The organism is Brachybacterium sp. AOP3-A1-3 (assembly GCF_052378285.1).
In the GTDB taxonomy this organism is placed as follows: domain Bacteria; phylum Actinomycetota; class Actinomycetes; order Actinomycetales; family Dermabacteraceae; genus Brachybacterium.
On sequence record NZ_JBQSXM010000004.1, the window covers coordinates 171,493 to 194,489 of the forward strand.

Consider the following 22,997-nt stretch of genomic DNA (forward strand, 5'->3'; position numbering starts at 1 on the left):
GGCTGCTCCCCTCGCCCCGAGCCCGCGTCCCTCAGACCTCTTCGATGGAGCCGACGCCCTCGTGGGGTCGGCGGGACAGGTCGATGCCGAGCTCCTCCGCAGCGCGGAAGACCTCCTCATCGCCTTCCTGAACTTCCTGGGCCGTGCCGTCGGAGGAGAGGACCTCGACGTTCAGGCACAGGGACTGCATCTCCTTGAGGAGCACACGGAAGGATTCCGGGATGCCGGGCTCGGGGATGTTCTCGCCCTTGACGATGGCCTCGTAGACCTTCACGCGTCCGGCGATGTCGTCGGACTTGATCGTCAGGAGCTCCTGCAGGGCGTACGCGGCGCCGTAGGCCTCGAGGGCCCACACCTCCATCTCGCCGAAACGCTGGCCGCCGAACTGGGCCTTACCGCCCAGGGGCTGCTGCGTGATCATCGAGTAGGGGCCGGTCGAGCGCGCGTGCAGCTTGTCGTCCACCAGGTGGTGGAGCTTCAGGATGTACATGTAGCCCACGGAGATCGGCTCGGGCAGCGGCTCGCCGGAGCGGCCGTCGAACAGCTGCGCCTTGCCGTCCTCCTTGACCATCCGCACACCGTCCCGGTTGGGGCGGTGGTTGGCGATCAGACCGGTGACCTCCTCGGCCGAGAGGCCGTCGAAGACCGGGACGCCCACCGGGGTGCCGGGCTCGCCGTGCAGAGCGCCCTCAGGGAGCTCGGCGGCGTTCGGGTCGGTCGGATCGAGATCCCAGCCGGCCTTGGCGACCCACCCGAGGTGGGTCTCCATGACCTGGCCGATGTTCATACGACCGGGCACACCCATGGGGTTGAGGATGATGTCGACCGGGGTGCCGTCCTCGAGGAACGGCATGTCCTCGACCGGCAGGATCTTCGCGATGACGCCCTTGTTGCCGTGACGGCCGGCGAGCTTGTCACCATCGGTGATCTTGCGCTTCTGGGCCACGTAGACGCGGACCATGTCGTTGACACCGGTGGGGAGGATGTCGCCATCCTCCTCGTCGTTGAAGACCTGGACACCGATGACGGTGCCGGTCTCGCCGTGGGGGACTCGCAGCGAGGTGTCGCGCACCTCGCGGGCCTTCTCGCCGAAGATCGCGCGCAGCAGGCGCTCCTCCGGGGTCAGCTCGGTCTCGCCCTTGGGGGTGACCTTGCCGACCAGAATGTCGCCGGGGTTGACCTCGGCGCCGATGCGGATGATGCCGCGCTCGTCGAGATCGGCCAGCACGTCGTCGCCGACGTTCGGGATGTCCCGGGTGATCTCCTCGCGGCCCAGCTTGGTGTCGCGGGCGTCGACCTCGTGCTCCTCGATGTGGATCGAGGTGAGGACATCGTCCTGGACCAGGCGCGAGGACAGGATGATGCCGTCCTCGTAGTTGTGGCCTTCCCACGACATGAACGCGACCAGCAGGTTCTTGCCCATGGAGAGCTCGCCCTGGTCGGTCGACGGACCGTCGGCCAGGATGGACCCGACCTCGACGCGGTCGCCCTCGTCGAACAGCACGCGCTGGTTGTAGGAGTTGCCGGCGTTGGAGCGCTGGAACTTCCCGATCGGGTACGTCTGACGGGTGCCGTCGTCGGCCATCACCACGATGAGGTCGGCGGACAGCTCCTCGATGACGCCGGCCTTCGCCGAGACGACCACGTCGCCGGCGTCGACTGCTGCGCGGCGCTCCATGCCGGTGCCGACGAGCGGCATCTCGGCCTTGAGCAGCGGCACGGCCTGGCGCTGCATGTTCGAGCCCATCAGCGCACGGTTGGCGTCGTCGTGCTCGAGGAAGGGGATCATCGCGGTGGCGACGGAGACCATCTGACGTGCGGAGACGTCCATGTAGTCGACGTCGGCCGCATCGACCAGGTCCGGCTCGCCGCCGGTGAGGCGCACGAGCACCTGCTCCTCGACGAACCGGCCGTCCTCACCGATCTTGGCGTTGGCCTGAGCGATGACGTGGCGATCCTCGTCGTCCGCGGTGAGGTAGACGATCTCGTCGGTGACGAGGCCCTTGTCGACCTTGCGGTACGGCGTCTCGATGAAGCCGAAGGGGTTGATGCGGGCGAAAGTCGCCAGCGAACCGATCAGGCCGATGTTCGGACCCTCAGGGGTCTCGATCGGGCACATGCGGCCGTAGTGCGACGGGTGGACGTCACGGACCTCCATGCCGGCACGGTCGCGGGAGAGGCCGCCCGGGCCCAGCGCCGAGAGGCGACGCTTGTGCGTCAGGCCCGACAGCGGGTTGTTCTGGTCCATGAACTGCGACAGCTGGGAGGTTCCGAAGAACTCCTTGATCGCGGCGGTGACCGGTCGGATGTTGATCAGCGTCAGCGGGGTGATCGCCTCGACGTCCTGCGTGGTCATGCGCTCGCGGACGACGCGCTCCATGCGGGACAGGCCGGTGCGGACCTGGTTCTGGATCAGCTCGCCCACCGCGCGGATGCGACGGTTGCCGAAGTGGTCGATGTCGTCCGTCTCGACGCGGACGACCTTGCCGTCCTTGCTCGTGTACTCCGAGACGCCGTCATGCAGCGCGACGATGTACTTGATCGAGGCGACGATGTCCTCGAGGCGGAGGGTCGACTCGGACAGGCTACCCTCGAGACCGAGCTTCTTGCCGATCTTGTAGCGGCCGACCTTCGCGAGGTCGTAGCGCTTGGCGTTGAAGTAGAGGTTGTTCAGCATGGCCTCGCCCGCATCGCGCGTGGGCGGCTCGCCCGGACGCTGCTTGCGGTAGATGTCCATGAGGGCCTCGTCCTGCGAGGAGACGCGGTCCTTCTCGAGCGTGGAACGCATCGATTCGAACTCGCCGAACTCCTCGAGGATGTCCGAGTGGGACAGGCCCAGGGCCTGCAGCAGGGTCGTGACCGACTGCTTGCGCTTGCGATCGATGCGCACACCGACCTGATCGCGCTTGTCGACCTCGAACTCGAGCCACGCACCGCGCGAAGGGATCACCTTCGTGCTGAAGATGCGCTTGTCGCTGGTCTTGTCGATGCTCTCCTCGAAGTACACGCCCGGGGAGCGGACCAGCTGGGAGACCACGACACGCTCGGTGCCGTTGATGATGAACGTGCCCTTGTCGGTCATGAGCGGGAATTCGCCCATGAAGACCGTCTGGGTCTTGATCTCACCGGTCTCGTTGTTCATGAACTCGGCGATGACGTACATCGGAGCCGAGTAGGTGAGGTCCTTCTCCTTGCACTCCTCGACCGTGTACTTCGGGTCGTCGAAGGTGTGATCCCGGAAGGACAGCGACATGTTGCCGGCGAAGTCCTCGATCGGGGAGATCTCCTCGAGGATGTCTGCGAGACCGGAGGTCTGCGGGACATCCTCGCGCCCGTCGGAAGCGGCCTCCTCGGCACGCTCCTTCCAGCGCGAGTTGCCCAGCAACCAGTCGAACGAAGTGGTCTGCAGACTCAGCAGATCCGGTACGTCGATAGGGTCGCCGAGCTTCGCGAAGGTGACGCGAGGAGAGGCGGTACGAAGTGCGATGTCGGTGGTGCGATCGGTGCTCGAGGCAGCCAAGGGGGGTCCTTCCACAGGCCGATGACGGAATCCCAGGCGCGGCGAACACCCGTCAAGGGTTGTGGAGCAGGCAAAAATACTGTCAGGACAGCAGAACCCACGGGCGACGCACAGCGCAAGGACCGAGCATACACAAATACGCGGATGGACACAACAGTCGCGATGCGACGAGTCCATCCACGTCGGCCGATATATGCCTGGCGTAGAAGTCTTGCCGGTGCTTCCTGCCCGTCTGGCTCGACCGGTCCTCGCGAGCTCGGCTCAGCGGGACACATGCGGCAGGAACAGCTCCGTACGCCGAACAGGATGGCCGGTAATTCTTCCGGAGTCAAGCACTGGGGGGTCGCCCCGGGGTGTCACGGCACGTCGCAGCGCTGCTGACGCCCCTTCTCTCCACTGCTCGTGGAGTTTCCGCGGGCCACTCGACCTCGTCCTCGAGATCCTCGATCGGCGGCGCCGTCGGCCTCGGCGCCGCCGAACCGCTCCCCCGGATTCGGCGGAGCAGCCGACCTCGCGGATCGGAGCATCCGCTCCTGTCTTGCCCGGAACGTCGACGTGCACAGCTTGCGGCATAGGACACACCCTTCTGCAGCGCGCCGGGCCGTGCCGCGCGTCACGGCGGGGACTGCCCGGCCGCGGATGGGCGCCGGGGACAGCAGAAGGGCCGTCCCGCAGATGCGGGACGGCCCTTCAGGAGCAGTGCGACTGCCATCAGGTGAGGCGCTCACCGGGGCGAGCGCCGGAGATCACTTGACGGTGACGGTCGCGCCGGCCTCCTCGAGCTTCGCCTTGGCAGCCTCGGCGTCGTCCTTCTTGACAGCCTCGAGGACAGCCTTGGGGGCCTCGTCGACGAGCGCCTTGGCCTCCTTCAGACCGAGGGAGGTGAGGCCGCGCACCTCCTTGATGACAGCGATCTTCGCGGAGCCGGCGGACTCGAGAATGACGTCGAACTCGTCCTTCTCCTCCTCCTCGGCAGCCTCGCCACCGGCAGCGCCACCGGCAGCGGCGACGGCCACGGGGGCAGCAGCGGTGACGTCGAAGACGTCCTCGAACTGCTTCACGAACTCGGAGAGCTCGATGAGGGACATTTCCTTGAAAGCTTCGATGAGCTCGTCGTTGCTGAGCTTAGCCATGGTGGCGTTCCTTCCTATGGTCGGGACCTGAGTCCCTGCGGTATCGGCGGCGCACACGCGCCGGGTCTTGCAATCCGGTCGCCCACGTGGGGTCCCGGGGGACAGCGCTGAGGCCGTGAGGAGTGAGGCGGAGCCTCAGAACCTCAGGCTTCCTGCTTGGCCCGCAGCGCGTCCACGGTGCGTGCTGCCTTCGACAGCGGCGCCGCGAACGTGGCGGCGGCCTTGGACATCGATGCCTTCATGGCACCGGCGGCCTTGGCCAGCAGGACCTCGCGGGACTCGAGGTCCGCAAGCTTCTGGACGTCCTCCTTCGAGAGCGCGACGCCCTCGAAGTAACCGGACTTGAGCACGAGCTGCTCGTGGGTCTTGGCGAAGTCACGCAGGGCCTTGGCGGGCCCCACCGGCTCACCCTTGATGAACGCGATAGCGGTCGGACCGCTGAGCGTGCCATCGAAGGCGGTGATGCCGGCCTCGCGGGCGGCGATCTCCGTGAGCGTGTTCTTCACCACGGCGTAAGTGGTCTCGGAACCCAACGAGCGGCGAAGCTCCTTGAGATCCCCCACGCTGAGCCCGCGATACTCGGTGATGACAGCGGCGTCGGACTCGCGGAACAGGTCCGCGATCTCCGAGACGGCATCAACCTTTTCGGGGTTAGCCATGGCCCTCCTTCCAGAGGTCTCTCGCCACCGGGTGAAGAAGTCCTGGGCACAGGAAAGGCCTCGACACGCAAGTGTCGAGGCCTCGATCGCACGAGATCCCCATACCCCGGAGGGCACCGGCCGGGGCCGGACTGGGGCGACCGTGCAACAGTCGCTTCTTCACCTGCGCAGGCCATCCCTGACGGGATCTCTTCGGTCGCTCTCGGGGTCGAGCGCGACAACCGGCGGTCTTCGGTACGTCCAGAGTAGCCCAGGGCCGAGGTCCGGCGCCACGGCAGGAGCGGCGGTCTGCGTCACATCTCGCCGCTCGAGCACGGGGACGCCTCACCCGGAGGAGAGACGGGCCGCACTCCACGCCGCGGCGAGCTCTCCGACCGTGCCGAACCGCTCCGAACGCGCCGGTCGGGTCGCCCGGGCGATCACGTCGGCCGCATCCTCTCCCCCGCAGAACTGGGAGAGATCCTCCGTGAGCCCGGTCCCGAAGTGGTGCACCAGTCGCCCGAGGGTGAACACGGTGGTGCGTGCGTCCAGCGGAGCGCCCAGCTCGAACTCCTCGGGAGCCATGAAGCGGCTCGCTCCGAACATGCGCCCCATGTCGTTGGTGGAAGCGCCACAGCGGTAGGTGTCGAGGTCGATGAGGGTGAGCCGGCCAGAGGCGAGGTCCACCATGAGGCAGCCGTCGTAGAGGTCGCCGGCCACCCACCCGGCCGATTCCAGCGCGACGTGTGCGTCGAGCAGCTGGTCCAGGACCGCCAGCCGCAGCTCGGCGGACGCCGTGGCGAAGCGTCGGTACGGCGATGTCGGGTCCCCGCGCTGTACGGAGGGGACGCCGATCAGCTCGCCCGGCGCCCGGTCGTAGACGAGCGCAGGTCCGTCCGCCGTCTCGATCACCGTGCGCAGGCGGGCGAGGGCCGGATGGTCGACGCTGCGCGCGAGCTCCACGGCGGAGCGCAGCAGCCCGACGCGACCGGCGTGGTCGAGATACGGGACGGCGCCGCCCGGCGGTGGCGGTGCGTCGGTGCCCGCGGTCTTGACGAACAGATCACCCTGCTGGGTCCTGACCAGCCAGGAGACGTTGCCGGAGTCCTGGGTGAGGTGGTCGTACCGCGCGAGGATCTCCCCCGCCGACAGCACGAGGTCCTCGGCGGTCCGGTCGGTGCGTGTCAGCGAGAGCAGATCGGTCACCGGCCTACCGTAACCGGCGGTGGCGTGCCCTCCCCGCCGGACACGACGACGCCCCGCCCACCGTGAGGTGGACGGGGCGTCGGATGCACCGCCGGAGGCGACCGCCGAGGATCAGGCCTCGTCGGTGTCCTCGAGGAGGTTGCGCGTGCGGTTCACGTCGACCGGGATGCCCGGGCCCATGGTGGTGGACACGGTGATCTTCTCGATGTAGCGGCCCTTCGAGGAGGACGGCTTCAGACGGAGGATCTCGTCGAGCGCGGCGACGTAGTTCTCGGCCAGCTGCTGGTCGGAGAACGACACCTTGCCGACGAGGTAGTGCAGGTTGGCTGCACGGTCGGTGCGGAACTCGATCTTGCCGCCCTTGATGTCGGAGACAGCCTTGGCCGTGTCCATCGTGACGGTGCCGGTCTTCGGGTTCGGCATGAGGCCACGGGGGCCGAGCACGCGGCCGAGCTTGCCGACCTTGCCCATCAGGTTCGGCGTGGCCACTGCCGCGTCGAAGTCGGTCCAGCCGCCGGCGACCTTCTCGATGAGCTCGTCGTCGCCGACCTCGTCGGCGCCTGCCTCGAGAGCGGCCTCGGCCTGTGCACCCGTCGCGAAGACGATCACGCGGGCCGTCTTGCCGGTGCCGTTGGGCAGGTTGACGGTGCCGCGCACCATCTGATCCGCCTTGCGGGGATCGACGCCCAGGCTCATCGCGACCTCGACGGACGCGTCGAACTTCGCGGGAGAGGTCTTCTGCGCCAGTCGGAGAGCGTCCAGCGGCGAGTACGCGCGGCCCTCTTCGATCTTGGCAGCGCTGTCCTTGTAACCCTTGCTACGGAAACCCATATCGTCAGTCCTCCACCGTGATGCCCATGGAACGAGCGGTGCCGGCGACGATCTTCGACGCGGCCTCCATGTCGTTCGCGTTCAGATCAGGCATCTTCGTCTCCGCGATCTCGCGGACCTGAGCCTGGGTGACCTTGCCGACCTTGTCGGTGTGCGGCGTTGCGGAGCCCTTCTGAAGGCCGGCGGCCTTCTTGATGAGCTCTGCAGCCGGCGGGGTCTTCGTGATGAAGGTGAACGAGCGATCCTCGTAGACCGTGATCTCGACCGGGACGATGTTGCCACGCTGATCGGCGGTGCGATCGTTGTAGGCCTTCACGAACTCCATCATGTTCACGCCGGCAGCGCCGAGCGCGGGACCCACGGGCGGCGCAGGTGTGGCCTGGCCGGCCTGGATCTGGAGCTTGATGACGCTCGCGATCTTCTTCTTGGGAGCCATTGCTCTTCCTCATTCTGTCGTGGTTCGGGCGGAACTCATCATGCGTTCCTCCCACTGCAGGATCTCTTCCGCTCGGTGGCGGAAGGAGATCTGATGCGACGCTACCTGCACCTCGCGTCGGCGTCGACCGGGATCAGGGGTGATCCTGGTCGTATTCCCGCGGCCCGGAGGCCGTGGCGCCGATCAGTTCTGGGGGATCAGATCTTGGCGACCTGGTCGAAGGCGAGCTCGACGGGAGTCTCGCGGCCGAAGATCGACACGAGGACCTGCAGCTTCTGCGACTCCGTGTGGATCTCGGAGATCGAGGCGGGCATCGTCTCGAAGGGGCCGTCCATGACCGTGACGGATTCGCCGACCTGGAAGTCGGGCATCTTCTGCGCGGTCGACTTCGCCGGGGTGCCACCGGTGGAGCGCTTCTTCTCGGGCAGTCCGACCGACGGCTCCAGCATCGAGTAGATCTCGTCGAAGTTGAGCGGGGTGGGCTCGGTGGCGTTGCCGACGAACCCGGTCACACCCGGGGTGTCGCGCACGACGCGCCAGGACTCCGTGGTCAGATCCATGCGCACCAGCACGTAGCCGGGGATGCGCACGCGGCGGACGATCTTCTTCTGGCCGTTCTTGACCTCGGTCGCGTCCTCCATCGGGACCTGGACCTCGAAGATGAAGTCCTCCATGTCCTGAGTCTCGGTACGCGTCGCGAGCTGCGTCTTCACGCGGTTCTCGTGACCGGAGTAGGAGTGGATGACATACCACTCGCCGAGCGCGGAGCGCAGGTGCATCTTGAGCTGGAGGAGCGGGTCCTCCTCCTCGGACTCCTCGGAGTCGTCGGACTCCTCGGAATCAGCAGACTCCTCGGAATCTGCAGGCTCTTCGGAGTCGTCGGCCTCGACGGCGGCGGAATCGCCAGCCTCCGTGGTGGAGGGCTCCACGTCGTCAGCCTGCTCTGCGTCGTCGGCCTGCTCGACATCGTCCGTCTGCTCGACGTCATCGGCGCCCTCGAGGGAGCTGCCCTCGGCGCTCTGCGACTCGAGGTCGGACTCGGCACCCTCGGGTGCCGCGGTCTCGGCCTGGGGCGACGACGAGAACGACAGCGTGTCGTCGACGTCCTGGTAGGGCTCTTCGGGGGATGAGGTCTGATCGCTCATCAGCGGGAACCTGCCTTCCTGGCGGCTGTGGGACTGATCGGGCACGGTGCGGCGTACGACGGCACGGCCGGACTCAGAGTCCCGCGCCGGGATCCGTGAAGGCGATCCGGGACAGCCAGCTGAATCCGGCGTCGAGGCCGAAGATCAGCAGGATCATCACGATGACGAACGCGAGGACGATGGCCGAGTACGAGACCAGTTCCTTGCGGGTCGGGACGACGACCTTCCTGAGCTCCGCGATGACCTGGCGGACGAACAGACCGATGGCCAGGAACGGGTTTCGGGACCCGGTGCCCGGCGCGTCGCCGCTGGTGGGCGTCGACGGGGCGTTCTGGCTGGAGTTCACGTCTGAGCTGTCCGATCTCGTCGAGGTCAACCGCATCCGACCGGGCGAACCCGATCGGACCGGCAGGGCAGACAGGGCTCGAACCTGCAACCTGCGGTTTTGGAGACCGCTGCGCTACCAATTGCGCCACTGCCCTTCACGAGGGAGAACCCTCGAGAGGTTGATCTGCGGTGCCGTTGCCGACATCCGCGCTTCTGACCAGCGACCAGCATACAAGCCGTGGGGATCTGGTGCGAATCCGCTGGCGGCAGATCACATCGAATCCTTCACGGCCCCGGGACGCGCCCGATGCCGACCGGAGTCGAGGGTACCCCCTGCGGAACCATCCGGCGTCCGCACCGGACTCCCGCGAGACGCCGCGGGCCCCACCCAGCCCACCTGACCTCACGAGGTCCCACAAGGTCTCCCGAGTGAGCACGAGCTCTCCCGAGGTCGCACGAGGGGCCGATCGCTGCGCACGGGCGTCCGCTGGCGGGTCGTTCTGGCAGAGAGACGAGACCTCTGCCACGATAGGCGGGTGACCACCGACGACGCATCCCCCGCCACCAGCACCTCTCAGCCCGCCGCGCGCGCCCGCATCTCGGGCCGGATCGGCTCGATCGCGCCCTCCGCGACCCTCGCAGTCGACGCCACCGCGAAGGCTCTCAAGGCGGCCGGCCGTCCCGTGATCGGGTTCGGCGCCGGAGAGCCCGACTTCCCGACGCCGCAGCACATCGTCGACGCGGCGATCGAGGCCGCGTCCGTCCCGGCGAACCACCGCTACTCCGCCACCGGTGGTCTGCCGGAACTGCGACTGGCCCTCGCCGAGATGATCTCGGGCTCGACGGGGCTCACGATCGAGCCGACGCACGTGCTGGTCACCAACGGCGGCAAGCAGGCTGTCTACCAGACCTTCGCGACGCTGCTGGACCCGGGCGACGAGGTCTTGCTGCCGGCCCCGTACTGGACCACCTATCCCGAGGCGATCCGCCTGGCGGGGGCCACCGAGGTACCGGTCCTGGCCGGCGTCGATCAGGGCTATGTCCCCACGATCGAGCAGCTCGAGGCGGCGCGCACCGAACGCACCCGAGCGATCGTGATCTGCTCCCCCTCGAATCCGACCGGCGTCGTGCTCACGGCGGAGCAGCTGCGCGAGGTGGGCCGCTGGGCCCACGAGCACGGGATCTGGGTGGTCACCGACGAGATCTACCAGCACCTCACCTACGACGGAGTGCCGTTCACCTCGATCCTCGCCGAGGTCCCCGAGCTCGCGGAGACCACGGTGCTGCTGGGCGGCGTCGCGAAGTCCTTCGCCATGACCGGCTGGCGCGTGGGCTGGATGGTGGGCCCCAAGGACGTCATCGCCGCGGCGAGCAACCTCCAGTCCCACCTGACCTCGCACGTGAACAACATCGCTCAGCGCGCCGCGATCGCCGCGGTGACCGGGCCGATGGAGCCGGTCGACGCCATGCGCGAGGCGTTCGACCGCCGTCGTCGCACCATCGTCGAGAAGCTCTCCGCGGTCCCGGGCTTCACCGTTCCCACGCCCACGGGCGCGTTCTACGCCTTCCCGGACGTCTCCGGTGTGCTGGGTCGCGAGATCCGGGGCACGACGGTCTCCACCTCGGCCGAGCTGGCCGCGGTGATCCTGCAGGAGGCCGAGGTCGCGGCCGTCCCGGGCGAGGCTTTCGGCGCTCCCGGGCACCTGCGGTTCTCCTACGCCCTGAACGATGACGAGCTCGCCGAGGGCATCGACCGTGTGGCGGCCCTGCTCTCCGAGTGAGACGGTGCGCCGCGTGGGACTGCACGAGGTGACGCCGCGATGAGCTCCACCTCACCGGCGCTCCCCGGGCGAGGCCCCGCCGCGCTCCCGGGGCGGGACCCCGCGGTGCTGCCCGGGCGAGACCTCGCGGCGCTGCCCAAGGCGCACCTCCACCTGCACTTCACCGGGTCGATGCGCCCGTCCACGCTGCGTCACCTCGCCGACGAGCGCGGCATCCGGCTGCCGCAGTCCCTGACCGACGACGTCGCCCTGCAGGTGGAGCCGACGCGGCGCGGCTGGTTCCGGTTCCAGCGGCAGTACGACGCGGCGCGGGCGGTCGTCGACTCCGAGTCGGCGATGCGGCGCATCGTCCACGAAGCGGCGCTCGACGATGCCGCGGAGGGCTCCGGACGTCTCGAGCTGCAGGTCGACCCGACCAGCTATGCGCCCTTCGTCGGCGGGCTCACCCCTGCCCTCGAGATCGTGGTGGACCAGGCGGCGCGCTCCGAGGAGGAGACCGGTGTGAGCATCGGCCTCATCGTCGCCGCCTCCCGCACCCGGCATCCGCTCGATGCCCGGACCCTCGCCCGTCTCGCGGCCCGGCATGCGGGCCGCGTCATCGGCTTCGGGCTGTCCAACGACGAGCGCCGCGGCGTGACCGCCGAGTACGGGCCGGCTTTCGCGATCGCCCGCCGTGCCGGTCTGCTGTCGGTCCCGCACGGGGGCGAGCTGCTGGGCCCGACCCACGTCGAGGACGTCGTGGACCATCTGGCACCGAACCGGCTCGGGCACGGGGTGCGTGCGGCCGACGACCCGGAGCTGCTGGAGCGGATCGTGGCGGCCGGCATCGGGCTCGAGGTGTGCCCCGCCTCCAATGCGTCGCTCGGCGTGGTCTCCGACCCCGCCGACGTCCCGCTGCGGCAGCTGGTCGACGCGGGCGCCCGGATCGCGCTCGGCGCCGACGACCCGCTCCTGTTCGGATCACGCCTGGTGGACCAGTACGAGACCGCACGGGCCATCGGCTTCAGCGATGCCGAGCTCGCCGACCTCGCCGCCTCCTCGATCCGGATCTCGGCCGCCGACGACGCGACGAAGCGACGTCTCCTGGCCGGGGTGGCGGACTGGCTCAGCGGTCCTGTCCAGCACCCTCCGACGGCAGGGCGAGGAAGAACTCCGGCGCCGTGAACCCGCGCTCGGAGAAGGCAGCCGCGATGGCCGTGGCGACCTGCTCCGCCTGGTCTGCCTCGATCAGCGCGATGGTGGAGCCGCCGAAACCGCCACCGGTCATGCGGGCGCCGTGGGCACCCGCCGCGCGGGCGGCGTCGACCGCCGTATCGAGCTGGGCGACGGTCACCTCGTAGTCGTCGCGCAGCGAATCGTGCGAGGCGTCCAGGAGGTCCCCGAGCTCACGGACGTTCTCCCGCACGGTGCCCGCGGCGAGCAGCGCGTCGAAGTCCTTCACCCGCTGGATCTCGGTGATCGCATGCCGGGCGCGACGGCGCACGACCTCGTCGTCCAGGCGTGCCAGGAGGTCGTCGAGCTGCGTGACGTCGGCGTCGCGGAGCGTCGGCACGCCCAGGGCGGCGGCGGCGCGCTCGCTGTCCGACCGCCTGGCCGTGTACTCGCCGTCGACGTGGGAGTGCTCGGCGCGGGTGTCCGTGATCAGCAGCGCCAGTCCCTGGGAGGCGAGGTCCCAGGGCACCGCTCGGGTCGAGAAGTCGCGGCAGTCCAGGAACAGTGCGTGCCCGGCGCGGGAGAGCACCGAGGCGGACTGGTCCAGTCCTCCGGTGGAGGCGCCCGCGAAGTCGGTCTCGGCGGTGATCGCGGCGTGCACCCGCTGGAGGGGCGTGGTGCCCAGCGACAGCAGAGCCTCGATCGCTTCCGCTGCGGCGCACTCGAGGGCTGCGGAGCTGGAGAGCCCGGCGCCGAGCGGGACCTGTCCGTCGATCATGATGTCCATGCCCTGGGTGGTGGCACCGGAGATGTGCGACCGCAGCGCCCACAGCACACCGGCCACGTACGCGGGCCAGCCCTCGACGGCACCGGGCTCGAGAGCCCCGGCATGGATCTCCAGGACCTGGTCGTCCTGGGCGGATCGCAGGCGGACGAGATCGGTGGGCGTGCGCGCGGCGGCCGCGAAGCACCGGTGGGAGATCGCCATCGGCAGGCACAGGCCGTCCTGGTAGTCGACGTGCTCACCGATGATGTTCACGCGCCCCGGGGCGGACCACACACCGTCGGGCGCATAGCCGAAAGACTCCGCGAACAGCGACTCGACCCGCTCGGCGGCCTCACGGCGGTCCGGCGCCGAGGACAGCGTCACGGCAGGGGTCGCGGCGACCGGGGCGCCGGAGCGTCCGGCGTCAGCGGCGGCGCCGGTGTCTGCGGCAGTGGTCATGGTGTTCCTCCCGAGCGGTCGAGGGCCGGAGCACGGGGCAGAGCCCTGTGGCAACATCCGGCACGGCGTCCGCGAGTCTAACCGTCAGCACGACAAGAGTGCTGCACGGTCTCTCCGGGCGTGCATCGGGACCGCGTCGGGCCCCGCTGCTACTCAGGGCCGCACTGCGAGGCGCGGCTCAGGGGCGCTCTGCGAGGCGCGGCTCAGGGGCGCTCTGCGAGGCGCGGCTCAGGGGCGCACTGCGGGGCGCGCTTCAGGGGCGCACTGCGAGGCAGGACACCGACGGGGCGGGGATCGGATCCGCAGCGACCGAGAGGGTCTCCCCCACCCGACGCAGCACATCGATGCGATCGCCCTCCTGGGCCGCCACGAGGACCAGATCGCCGAGCTGTGTGAAGTGCCGAGGGTGGGCGCCCACCTCGATCTCGGCGACGATCTGCGGCCGCATCATCGTCAGCGACAGCAGGGAGATCGTGTCCGGCCCGCGGTTGGCGACCAGCAGCATCCCGTCGACGTCGGCGAGCTCGATGTGCGACAGCGCGTTGTCCCCGTCCCGGCCGCTCGCCGGGATCATGGAGCGCACGCTCCAGCTCAGCGCGGTGCCGTTCAGCGCCGTCGGCGCGGAGCGGGTGGTCTCCACGGGTCGTCGCGCCGCAGTGGCGACCATCCCGGAGAGCTCGCAGGAGATGTGCAGCTGATCGGACTCGTGGTCCGGCGCGATGTGCCGCGGCCCGCTCCCCCGGCTCAGGGGGATCTCGCCGGTCAGCCCCATCTGGCCGGTCGAGTCCTGCCGGTAGAGGAACACGCGGTCCAGCCCGAGATCCGGCACGGCCAGCGCCTCGGTACCGGGCAGAGCGACCACCTGATGCGGGTGAGGGTCCCGGCCCTCGCTGCGATCATGATGGTCGTCGACGTCGATGACCTCGACCGGCACCCCGTCGTCGTCCAGGCGCACGGTCTCCACGGTTCCCGAGCCGTAGTCGGCGATCAGCAGGGTCCCCGGGCTGCGTCCCGGAGCCAGATGGCAGCCGCCGGACCCGTCCAGGACCAGATCACCGATGAGCTCCGCGGACGCCCCGTCGTCGTCGACCCGGACCGCGACGACGCGCGTCGGCGTCGTCTCCAGCACCGCGTACAGCAGGGATCCGTCGGCGCTCCAGAGCACGAAGGAGGGGTCCGGCAGGTCGAGTGCGGCGAGTCGCTCGACGGAGGGTGCGGCGCCCGCGGAGCTTCCCGCATCGTGACCGGTCGTGAGCCGCAGCAGCTCGATCCCCGGACCGCGGCCGCTGCCGCTGCGCGAGTAGCCGCCGACGGCGATCAGTGCGGAAGTGCTCATGGGGTCTCCTCGGGATCGGTTCGCGCTCCCTTAGCCGTCCGACGGAGGATCGAGGTCCTCGAGCTCGTCGAAGAGTGCGGGCGACAGCGCTGTCATCTCGCCCGTCATCGTAGACGGCTCGACGACCGGAGCGCCGGTGCGACGCCGGAAGCTGCGCGATCCCATCGTGAGCCGGCGACGGCGAAGAGTGGTGAACGGCAGGGAGATGCTCGGGGTGTAGGCGATGCCGCTGCGGCGGAAGTACGGCAGGATGCGGGAGGCCAGCAGCTGGCCGAGCACGGCTCCGGCGGCGATGCCCACCGCGATCTCGCCGGCGCCGAACAGCTCGCTGGCTCCGGAGCTGACGTCCTCCCCCAGTCCCAGCAGTCCGCGGTAGATGAGGCTGCCCGGCACCAGCGGGATGATCCCGCCCATGACGAAGAGCAGGGTCGGCACCCGCAGGCGATCGCCGAGCACCACCGCGATCAGCCCGGTGAAGAGCCCGGCGAGCGTCACCGCGTACAGACGCTCCAGGAACAGCCCGGTGACGACGTGGGAGATCAGCGCCGAGATCAGCGCGACCAGGGCCATCCAGGGCAGGACCTTCCACGGCACCTGGGTGCCGACGCCGAAGCCGATCCCCATCCCGATCCCGGAGACCACCACCCACACCACGGTGATCAGCGAGATCGGGATCGACGCGCTCACGGAGATGTCCGCGCCGATCGCGTCGGCCAGCAGGATCCCGCCCCGCACCCCGGCGACGAGGCCCACGGTGAGCATGAGGGTCTCCAGGATGCGGCCGGCGGCGGTCACGTACCAGCCGGTCACGGCATCCTGCACCGCCGCGATCGAGGAGAGTCCGCACAGCTGCACGATGATGCAGGAGACCACGACGATCGAGGAGTTCAGGGCGGGGTTGATGAGGTGCACGGCCAGGGCGGCCCCCACGGCGAGGAAGCCGCCGATCGCCTGTCCGTAGAAGGGCGGGATGTGCTTGCGCGCGAGGAACTCCCCGGAGGCGATCAGCAGCCCTGCCGCGACCGTCGCGGCGATCACCACGAGGGATCCCGCCCCGAAGCTCAGCGCCGCCGAGCCGCCCATCACCGCGAAGCCGAGGACCACCAGCGGCAGCTTGTACAACGGGGGCGTCTGGGCGACGGCACCCGCCATCCGTCGGGCCTCCTCGAGCGGGAACTCGCCGGAGATGTAGCCGTGCGTGATGTCCTCGAAGGCCGCCAGGCGGGCGAAGTCCTGGACGCGTGCCGCGGCGGAGCGCACCCGGGTGAACGGGGTGGCCCCCTCGTCCTCGAGGTACGAGATGACGACTTCGTCGAAGGTCACCTGCACGGAGACGTTGCGCAGGCCCGAGGAGCTGGTGATCCGCAGAACGGTCGCCGTCACCTCGGAGGCGGCCGCCCCGTTCGTGAGCAGGCCTTCTCCGATCCTCATGGCGAGGTCGAACACGGCATGGAGCCGGATGGAATCGGTGGGCACGGGATGATCGTGCCACACGGGGGATCACGGAAAACAGCACGCGGCGACCTGGTACTCGTCACACTCCTCGGTGTACGGCCGAGGGGGCGGCCGGCGAGGTCGCACGAGGGATGCCCGGGAGGCGAGGAGGGGCGGCTCCGGGGTGTGCGGAGGTCTCAGAGGTTGGGCGAGACAGACAGCACACCGAGGCCTATCGCGAGCAGTGCGAGCACCCCGGCGTCGACGCCCCGCGAGCGGACCGCGAGGGCTCCGACGGCGCGGACCGGCAGCACGGCGCGGACCAGCGCGAGCAGGCCCAGCAGCACCGCGAACAGGAGCCCGGCCAGCGGCGCGCCGACCACGGTCCCCGTAATGATGATGCCCGCGACGGCGGGCAGCGTCAGGACCAGGACGACCTGACGTCGGCAGGCCGCACCCAGAGAGAAGGGCGATCGTTCAACAGGCACAGGGGCCATGCTACGGGTCGCTCCCGGCTACGCTTGCCGTGGTCGGCAACGACGTCGACCATCAGAGCGACCTGGAGGACTCCTTCACATGACCAGCCCCGGTTCGACGCCCGGCACCGCGACCCGTTCCGAGCATGATCTGCTCGGCGACCGCGACGTCCCCGCCGACGCCTATTACGGCATCCAGACCCTGCGAGCGCAGGAGAACTTCCACATCACGGACGTGCCGCTGAGTCACTTCCCGCGACTGATCGAGGCACTCGCCCAGGTCAAGCGGGCCACGGCCCGCGCGAATCACGGACTCGGTGCGCTCGACGACGAGCGGGCTGCGGCCATCGAGCAGGCCTGCACGGAGATCGTCGACGGCGAGCTCCACGAGCACTTCGTCGTGGACATGATCCAGGGTGGTGCCGGGACCAGCACCAACATGAACGCCAACGAGGTGATCGCCAACCGCGGGCTGGAGATCATGGGCCGGGAGAAGGGCGAGTACGAGCATCTCCACCCCAACAACCACGTCAACCTCGCCCAGTCCACGAACGACGTGTACCCCACCTCCTTGCGTCTGGGGATCCTGCTGACCTTCCCCGCGCTGGTGGAGTCGATGGACCACCTGATCACCACCCTCCGCGCCAAGGGTGCGGAGTACTCCCGGGTGCTGAAGATGGGCCGCACGCAGATGCAGGATGCGGTTCCGATGACCGTGGGCCAGGAGTTCAACGCCTGGGCCACCACCATCGAGGAGGACGTCGTGCGCCTCACCCGCACCGCGGCCGCGTTCCAGGAGATCAACCTCGGAGCGACTGCGATCGGCACGGGCATCACCACCGACCCCCGGTACGCGCAGCTCGCCACCCAGGAGCTCGCCGGCCTCACCGGGATCGATTTCGTGCTGTCCGCCGATCTGGTCGAGGCCACGAGCGACACCGGTGCCTTCGTGACCTTCTCGGGGATCCTGCGCCGCATCGCGGTGAAGATCTCGAAGATCTGCAACGACCTCCGTCTGCTCTCCTCCGGTCCCCGGGCCGGCTTCCACGAGATCAACCTGCCCGCGGTGCAGCCGGGCAGTTCGATCATGCCGGGCAAGGTGAACCCGGTGATCCCCGAGGTCGTCAACCAGGTCGCCTTCGAGGTGATCGGCAACGACCTCACGGTGGCCTTCGCCGCCGAGGGCGGGCAGCTGCAGCTGAACGCCTTCGAGCCGGTGATCGCCTTCAACATCCTCGAGTCCACCCGCATCATGACGCGGGCGATGAACACCCTGGCCGATCGCTGCATCGCCGGGATCACCCTGAACGAGGACACCCTCGAGGACAACCTGCGCCGCTCGATCGGCGTGGTCACGGCGCTGGTGCCGGTGATCGGCTACGCCGCTGCCACCGATGTCGCCTCGACGGCCCTGGAGACAGGCCGCCCGGTCGCCGATCTGGTGCTCGAGCGGGGCCTGCTGGACGAGAACCGGCTCAAGTCGCTGCTCTCCCCCGAGTCGATGACCAGCCCGCATCGCGCGACCCCGACCGGGACGATGCCGGATCTGTCGAACGAATGGCTGGACTCCGGAGAGATCACGCGGCTCCCCCTCGAGTCCGACAGCGAAGGCTGAGCGCAGCCCCCATGGCTGAGCGCGGCCGCGAGGTCCGGCCCCAGCGCCACGACCTCGCGGCCGGCACCCGAGCTCGGGCGTCCCAGGGCGCTCGGACACGGCAACGACGGCTCGAGTCCCCAGAAACGTCCCACTGACGGGACGAATCAAGGGACTCGGCGGGAGCTCGGGTAACAACGGACCCAGCGGGAGCTCGGGTAACAACGGACCCGGCGGGAGCTCGGCGAACGAGCGACCCGGCGGGAGCTCGGCGAACGAGCGACTCGGCGGCGGATCCCCTCAGTGGTGCTGGGGTGTCCGCGGCCGGGCGCCCTTCAGCGTCAGCTCACTCGTCGGCCTCTTCCATCTTGCCGCGCATGACGAGCTTCGGATCGGGGACGCCGACCACCTCGTGGTCCTTGCCCTCGTATTCGAACTGGGACAGGAAGTAGCGCATCGCGTTCAGCCGCGCCCGCTTCTTGTCGTTGGAGCGGATGATCGTCCACGGCGCGTACTTCTTATCCGTGCGGCGGAACATCTCCTCCTTGGCCTGCGTGTACGCCTCCCAACGGTCGAGGGACTCGAGGTCCATCGGGGAGAGCTTCCAGCGTCGCACCGGGTCCAGCTGACGGATCGCGAAGCGCGTGCGCTGCTCCTTCTGGGACACCGAGAACCAGAACTTGGTGACGAAGATGCCGGAGTCCACGAGCATGCGCTCGAAGTAGGGCACCTGGTTCATGAAGGTCTCGTACTCCTCCGGGGAGGCGAAGCCCATGACCCGCTCGACCCCGGCGCGGTTGTACCAGGAGCGGTCGAAGAGCACCATCTCGCCCTCGGTGGGCAGATGCTGGATATAGCGCTGGAAGTACCACTGGCCCCGCTCGCGATCGCTGGGCTTGTTCAGCGCGACGACCCGGGCGGTGCGCGGGTTCAGATGCTCCGTGAAGCGTTTGATGGTGCCGCCCTTGCCGGCCGCATCGCGTCCCTCGAAGATGATGATCGACTTCTGATCGTTGTCCTCGAGCCAGTACTGGTACTTCAGCAGCTCGACCTGGAGCTTGTACTTCTCGCGCTCGTACTCGTCACGTTCCATGCGCGTCTCGTACGGGTACCCCTCCTGCCAGGTGTAGACGGGGTTGCCCTGAGGGTCGATCAGATCCGGGTCCGGGGTATGCCCGTCCTTGACCGAGTAGCCCTCCTCGCGCAGATGCTCGATGTACTCGCGCAGGCTCTGGTTGTCGGGGATTCTCACGGCCACTCCTTCGGGCGTCACGCTGGTGTATGGCCCCAACTCTAGGGGTCCGGGGTGTCGAGCCGGTGAACGCCGGCTCGATTGTGTCGTGCTGTGGGTACCTCTCGGCCGACGGTACGGCGACCGCCCCGCGCCTGACGGGGCGACGGGGCGATCGACCGAGGTCTGTTCCCACCTGGCGCCGGGGATGCCCGCCGACCGGATGATCCGTCGGCAGGGTGATCCTCCGGCAGAGCGGCCCGCCGACGGAGAGCTCCTCCGGCAGAGCGGCCCGCCGACGGGGCGCTCCGCCGGCAGAGCCACCCGACGACGGGACGATCCGATGGACGTGCGGCCCGGCGGCTGAGCTTCCCGGGCACCGTCGAACGGCGGTCCAGGTCGCCCAGCGCGCCCAGCGCGCTCCGTGCGCTCCGTGCGCTCAGTGCCGCGCGGTGCGGCTCAGTGCGCGAAGTGGCGGGTCCCGGTGAGGTAGAGGGTCGCACCGGCGGCGCGGCACGCCTCGATGACCTCGTCGTCGCGGATGGAGCCGCCTGGCTGCACGATCGCCCGCACCCCGGCGTCGAGCAGGATCTGTGCACCGTCGGCGAAGGGGAAGAAGGCGTCCGACGCGGCGACCGCGCCGCGAGCGCGCTCGGGGGCGGTCTCGCCCTCGGCGTGCTCGCCCAGCGAGTTCGCACGGGAGACGGCCAGACGACAGGAGTCCAGGCGGTTGACCTGACCCATCCCGAGGCCCACGGCGGCACCGTCCTTGGCGAGCAGGATCGCGTTGGACTTCACCGCACGCACGGAGCGCCAGGCGAAGGCGAGGTCCGCCAGGGTCGCTTCGTCGGCCGCGTCCCCGGAGGCCAGGGTCCAGTTCGCGGGGTCGTCGCCCTCGGCGTCGACGGCGTCGGTGTCCTGGACGAGCATGCCGCCCCAGATCTCGCGCATCTCGACCTCGCGGGAGTACTCGCCCTCCAGGAGCAGGATCCGCAGGTTCTTCTTGGTGCGCAGCAGCTCGAGCGCCTCGTCCTCGTAGGCCGGCGCCAGGATGACCTCGGTGAAGATCGGCTTGACCTGCTGGGCCATGGCGAGCGTGACGGGACGGTTGGTGGCGATGACGCCGCCGTACGCGGACAGCGGGTCGGTGCCGTGGGCACGCAGGTGGGCGACGGCGATGTCCTCACCCTCGGCCGCCACGGCGATCCCGCAGGGGTTGTTGTGCTTGACCACCGCGACGCAGGGGCGCTCGTGGTCGAAGGCGGCGCGCACGGCGGCGTCGGCGTCCACGTAGTTGTTGTAGCTCATCGCCTTGCCGCCCAGCTGCTCGGCACCGGCGATGCCGGGCACCTCGGGATCGGTCACGGCCAGGCGGGCGCGCTGGTGGGGGTTCTCGCCGTAGCGGAGCGTGGCGGTGAAGCCGAGCTGGGCGGCGTCCTCGTCGTCGAGATCGAGGATGCTCCGGGGTGCATCCGCATTCTGGGCGTCGTCATCCTGTGCGATGTCGTCCGCCGCCTCGTCGTCCTCGACCTCGGGGAGCTGGTCGAGCATCCAGTCGCTGATCGCGTCGTCGTACTCGGCGGTGCGGGTGAAGGCGATGGTGGCGAGCTCCTGGCGCTCGGCGAGGGTGAAGCCGCCGGCCTCCGCGGCCTCGGCGGCCGTCGGGTAGACCTCGGGATCCACGACCACGGCGACGGAGGCGAAGTTCTTCGCGGCGCCGCGCACCATGGAGGGGCCACCGATGTCGATCTTCTCGATGATCTCGTCGAAGCTGCCGCCGGCCGCGACGGTCTCGCGGAACGGGTAGAGGTTCACCACGACCAGGTCGAAGGGCTCGATGCCGTGCTCGGCGAGCTGTGCACGGTGGGAGTCGAGGCGCTGATCGGCCAGCAGGCCGCCGTGCACGCGAGGGTGGAGGGTCTTGACGCGGCCGTCGAGCATCTCGGGGAAGCCGGTCACGGAGGCGACGTCGGTGACGTCGATGCCGGCGTCGCGGATGGTCGAGCCGGTGGAACCGGTCGAGACGATCTCGACGCCGTTCTCGGAGAGGGTGCGGGCGAGGTCGACGATCCCCGTCTTGTCGAAGACGGAGATGAGGGCGCGGCGGATCGGGCGGCGCTGAGTGGTGGTCACGAGGCGTGCTCCTGTTCGGATCGGGTCCTTGCGACGAGCACCCAGGCGGTCGATGCTCGTAGTGTCACTCCCCGGTGGTCGCCCACCTTCGCCAGTCGTGTGGGGCCATTCTAGCCAGCACCCCCTGACAGCGGGAGCCTGCTCCGCCCAGTGATCAGCGCGCGACCGCGGGGCGGCCCGCCGGCGAACAGGACATCGCACGGAACCACGACCGTCCCACCGGTGAACGGCTCAGAGAGTGGCCGCAGGCCCGTCCTGCCGTCCAGCGGTCAGACCGCGGACCACCTCGACGAGCAGGGGCTGCTCCGCGGCCTTGATCCGCTCATGGAGGTCGTGCTCGGTGTCCTCGGCCCGGACCTCGACGGGTACCTGGGCGAGGATGCGCCCGGTGTCGACGCCCGCATCGACCTCGATGACGGTGGCGCCGCTGACCTTCACCCCGTGGGCGAGGGCGTCGCGCACTCCGTGGGCGCCGGGGAAGGAGGGCAGCAGGGCGGGGTGCGTGTTGACGATGCGCCCGCCGAAGGCGTCCAGCAGCGGCGGACCCACGAGCTTCATGAACCCGGCGAGCACGACCAGCTGAGGTTCCAGGCGGGTCACCGAGGCGGCGAGCGCCCGGTCCCAGGCGGCGCGGTCCGCATGGTCTGCGAGACGGATCACCTCGGTGGGGATACCGGCGGAGCGGGCATGCTCGAGGCCGGAGGCGTCACGGTCGGCGATCACCCCGACCACGACGAAGGGGCACGAGGGTTCCGCGCTCGCACGCAGGAGTGCGGCGAGGTTCGAACCGGTACCGGAGATGAGGACGGCGATGGGGGTGCGGGTCACCGTGCCAGCGTAGTCGGAGCGCCGTGGGCGTCGAGCGGCACGACGTCCAGGCGGACCAGGCACACTAGGAACAATGAGCAGCGACCGTGACACCGAAGGGACCGAGGCGACCGCCTCCGGATCCGATGCAGCCTCCCGCCACCGGCGACTGGTGCGCGCCCTGCTCCTGACGATGCTCGCCTCCTGGCTGCTGCTCCTGACCCCGCTGCCGTTCTCCCTGGCCGCCGGGGTCGGCGCCCTCGTGGCCCTGGTGCTGCTGGTGCTGCTCGCGGTGCAGTCGTTCCGTCAGGGCCGTCCGGGCATCGCCGTGATCTCGCTGGTCATCGGGGTGCCGGCCACGCTGCTGATCACCGCCGGCTCCCTGCTGAGCCTGCTGTTCTACGGCCCGATGTCAGAGATCGAGGAATGCCGTGCCACGGCGCTCACCGAGCAGGCGCGCGTGGCGTGCGACGCAGAGGCCCAGGACTCGATGGCGACCTGGATCAGCGACCTGCTGGGCGGCTGACGCCCCCGTCGACCTGTCGTACCGGTCTGTCCCGTCGGTGCAGTCTGTCCCGTCGGAGCTGTCAGA

19 protein-coding genes, 1 tRNA gene and 1 riboswitch are annotated in these 22,997 nt (G+C 69.3%); of the genes, 4 read left to right on the forward strand and 16 right to left on the reverse strand.

All coding sequences use genetic code 11. From position 1 onward, the window contains the following. Positions 1-31: 31 nt before the first annotated feature. From rpoB to ACT3T5_RS08060, 9 genes are all read right to left on the reverse strand, one after another. The gene (gene rpoB, locus ACT3T5_RS08020) at positions 32-3,520 is read right to left on the reverse strand and encodes a DNA-directed RNA polymerase subunit beta (RefSeq protein WP_444578047.1); all 3,489 of its coding nucleotides are present in this window, start codon (positions 3,518-3,520) and stop codon (positions 32-34) included. 746 nt (positions 3,521-4,266) lie between these two features. After that, positions 4,267-4,653 carry a 50S ribosomal protein L7/L12 gene (rplL, locus tag ACT3T5_RS08025; RefSeq protein WP_444578046.1) on the reverse strand — a complete coding sequence of 129 codons (387 nt, stop codon included), beginning with the start codon at positions 4,651-4,653 and terminating at the stop codon, positions 4,267-4,269. Between the two features lie 143 nt (positions 4,654-4,796). Continuing rightward, positions 4,797-5,312 (reverse strand): 50S ribosomal protein L10, encoded by a 516-nt coding sequence (gene rplJ, locus ACT3T5_RS08030; protein WP_444578045.1) that lies wholly within the window; start codon positions 5,310-5,312, stop codon positions 4,797-4,799. Between the two features lie 324 nt (positions 5,313-5,636). Then, the gene (locus ACT3T5_RS08035) at positions 5,637-6,497 is read right to left on the reverse strand and encodes a hypothetical protein (RefSeq protein WP_444594102.1); all 861 of its coding nucleotides are present in this window, start codon (positions 6,495-6,497) and stop codon (positions 5,637-5,639) included. Between the two features lie 111 nt (positions 6,498-6,608). Continuing rightward, positions 6,609-7,328, reverse strand: a complete 720-nt coding sequence (gene rplA / locus ACT3T5_RS08040) for a 50S ribosomal protein L1 (protein ID WP_444578043.1) — start codon at positions 7,326-7,328, stop codon at positions 6,609-6,611. Between the two features lie 4 nt (positions 7,329-7,332). After that, entirely contained in the window at positions 7,333-7,764 is a 432-nt protein-coding gene (gene rplK, locus ACT3T5_RS08045; RefSeq protein WP_444578042.1) for a 50S ribosomal protein L11, read from the reverse strand. 197 nt (positions 7,765-7,961) lie between these two features. Then, positions 7,962-8,909 (reverse strand): transcription termination/antitermination protein NusG, encoded by a 948-nt coding sequence (gene nusG, locus ACT3T5_RS08050; protein WP_444578041.1) that lies wholly within the window; start codon positions 8,907-8,909, stop codon positions 7,962-7,964. A 73-nt stretch (positions 8,910-8,982) separates the two neighbouring features. Continuing rightward, positions 8,983-9,255, reverse strand: a complete 273-nt coding sequence (gene secE / locus ACT3T5_RS08055; RefSeq protein WP_444578040.1) for a preprotein translocase subunit SecE — start codon at positions 9,253-9,255, stop codon at positions 8,983-8,985. Between the two features lie 63 nt (positions 9,256-9,318). Then, positions 9,319-9,391, reverse strand: a tRNA-Trp gene (locus ACT3T5_RS08060). Positions 9,392-9,772: 381 nt separating this feature from the next. Here ACT3T5_RS08060 and ACT3T5_RS08065 point away from each other — a divergent pair. Both ACT3T5_RS08065 and ACT3T5_RS08070 read left to right on the forward strand, forming a co-directional pair. Further along, a complete protein-coding gene (locus ACT3T5_RS08065; protein WP_444578039.1) occupies positions 9,773-11,017 on the forward strand; it encodes a pyridoxal phosphate-dependent aminotransferase in 1,245 nt (414 codons plus the stop codon). A gap of 39 nt (positions 11,018-11,056) precedes the next feature. Beyond that, on the forward strand, positions 11,057-12,181 hold the full coding sequence (locus ACT3T5_RS08070) for an adenosine deaminase (protein WP_444594103.1): 1,125 nt from the start codon (positions 11,057-11,059) through the stop codon (positions 12,179-12,181). On the opposite strand, the gene galK is transcribed toward ACT3T5_RS08070, so the two are convergent. The 4 genes from galK to ACT3T5_RS08090 all read right to left on the reverse strand — a co-directional run bounded on the left by galK (position 12,123) and on the right by ACT3T5_RS08090 (position 16,652). Further along, positions 12,123-13,394, reverse strand: coding sequence for a galactokinase (gene galK / locus ACT3T5_RS08075; RefSeq protein WP_444594104.1), 1,272 nt, complete (start codon positions 13,392-13,394; stop codon positions 12,123-12,125). The two genes, ACT3T5_RS08070 and galK, sit on opposite strands and share 59 nt — an antisense overlap. A gap of 253 nt (positions 13,395-13,647) precedes the next feature. Then, positions 13,648-14,730 (reverse strand): lactonase family protein, encoded by a 1,083-nt coding sequence (locus ACT3T5_RS08080; RefSeq protein ID WP_444594105.1) that lies wholly within the window; start codon positions 14,728-14,730, stop codon positions 13,648-13,650. 30 nt (positions 14,731-14,760) lie between these two features. Next, positions 14,761-16,206, reverse strand: coding sequence for a threonine/serine ThrE exporter family protein (locus tag ACT3T5_RS08085; RefSeq protein WP_444578035.1), 1,446 nt, complete (start codon positions 16,204-16,206; stop codon positions 14,761-14,763). A gap of 155 nt (positions 16,207-16,361) precedes the next feature. Then, complete coding sequence (locus ACT3T5_RS08090; protein WP_444594106.1) at positions 16,362-16,652, reverse strand: DUF3017 domain-containing protein; 291 nt, start codon at positions 16,650-16,652, stop codon at positions 16,362-16,364. 88 nt (positions 16,653-16,740) lie between these two features. On the opposite strand from ACT3T5_RS08090, the gene ACT3T5_RS08095 reads away from it, so the two are divergent. Continuing rightward, entirely contained in the window at positions 16,741-18,255 is a 1,515-nt protein-coding gene (locus tag ACT3T5_RS08095; RefSeq protein ID WP_444578033.1) for an aspartate ammonia-lyase, read from the forward strand. 325 nt (positions 18,256-18,580) lie between these two features. On the opposite strand, the gene ppk2 is transcribed toward ACT3T5_RS08095, so the two are convergent. From ppk2 to purN, 3 genes are all read right to left on the reverse strand, one after another. After that, positions 18,581-19,486, reverse strand: coding sequence for a polyphosphate kinase 2 (gene ppk2 / locus ACT3T5_RS08100; protein WP_444594107.1), 906 nt, complete (start codon positions 19,484-19,486; stop codon positions 18,581-18,583). Between the two features lie 438 nt (positions 19,487-19,924). Continuing rightward, positions 19,925-21,598, reverse strand: coding sequence for a bifunctional phosphoribosylaminoimidazolecarboxamide formyltransferase/IMP cyclohydrolase (purH, locus tag ACT3T5_RS08105; RefSeq protein WP_444578031.1), 1,674 nt, complete (start codon positions 21,596-21,598; stop codon positions 19,925-19,927). A 32-nt stretch (positions 21,599-21,630) separates the two neighbouring features. Continuing rightward, a riboswitch (ZMP/ZTP riboswitch) is annotated at positions 21,631-21,707 on the reverse strand. Positions 21,708-21,829: 122 nt separating this feature from the next. Next, complete coding sequence (purN, locus tag ACT3T5_RS08110; protein ID WP_444594108.1) at positions 21,830-22,426, reverse strand: phosphoribosylglycinamide formyltransferase; 597 nt, start codon at positions 22,424-22,426, stop codon at positions 21,830-21,832. 73 nt (positions 22,427-22,499) lie between these two features. On the opposite strand from purN, the gene ACT3T5_RS08115 reads away from it, so the two are divergent. Next, complete coding sequence (locus ACT3T5_RS08115) at positions 22,500-22,931, forward strand: hypothetical protein (RefSeq protein WP_444594109.1); 432 nt, start codon at positions 22,500-22,502, stop codon at positions 22,929-22,931. Positions 22,932-22,997: the final 66 nt, after the last annotated feature.

Coding starts and splice junctions, on each gene's coding strand:
- rplK (WP_444578042.1), bottom strand. CDS start 7,764: ATGGCTCCCAAGAAGAAGATCGCGAGCGTCATCAAGCTCCAGATCCAG.
- rplL (WP_444578046.1), bottom strand. CDS start 4,653: ATGGCTAAGCTCAGCAACGACGAGCTCATCGAAGCTTTCAAGGAAATG.
- ACT3T5_RS08070 (WP_444594103.1), top strand. CDS start 11,057: ATGAGCTCCACCTCACCGGCGCTCCCCGGGCGAGGCCCCGCCGCGCTC.
- galK (WP_444594104.1), bottom strand. CDS start 13,394: ATGACCACTGCCGCAGACACCGGCGCCGCCGCTGACGCCGGACGCTCC.
- ACT3T5_RS08115 (WP_444594109.1), top strand. CDS start 22,500: ATGAGCAGCGACCGTGACACCGAAGGGACCGAGGCGACCGCCTCCGGA.
- ACT3T5_RS08080 (WP_444594105.1), bottom strand. CDS start 14,730: ATGAGCACTTCCGCACTGATCGCCGTCGGCGGCTACTCGCGCAGCGGC.
- nusG (WP_444578041.1), bottom strand. CDS start 8,909: ATGAGCGATCAGACCTCATCCCCCGAAGAGCCCTACCAGGACGTCGAC.
- rplJ (WP_444578045.1), bottom strand. CDS start 5,312: ATGGCTAACCCCGAAAAGGTTGATGCCGTCTCGGAGATCGCGGACCTG.
- rplA (WP_444578043.1), bottom strand. CDS start 7,328: ATGGGTTTCCGTAGCAAGGGTTACAAGGACAGCGCTGCCAAGATCGAA.
- ACT3T5_RS08095 (WP_444578033.1), top strand. CDS start 16,741: ATGACCAGCCCCGGTTCGACGCCCGGCACCGCGACCCGTTCCGAGCAT.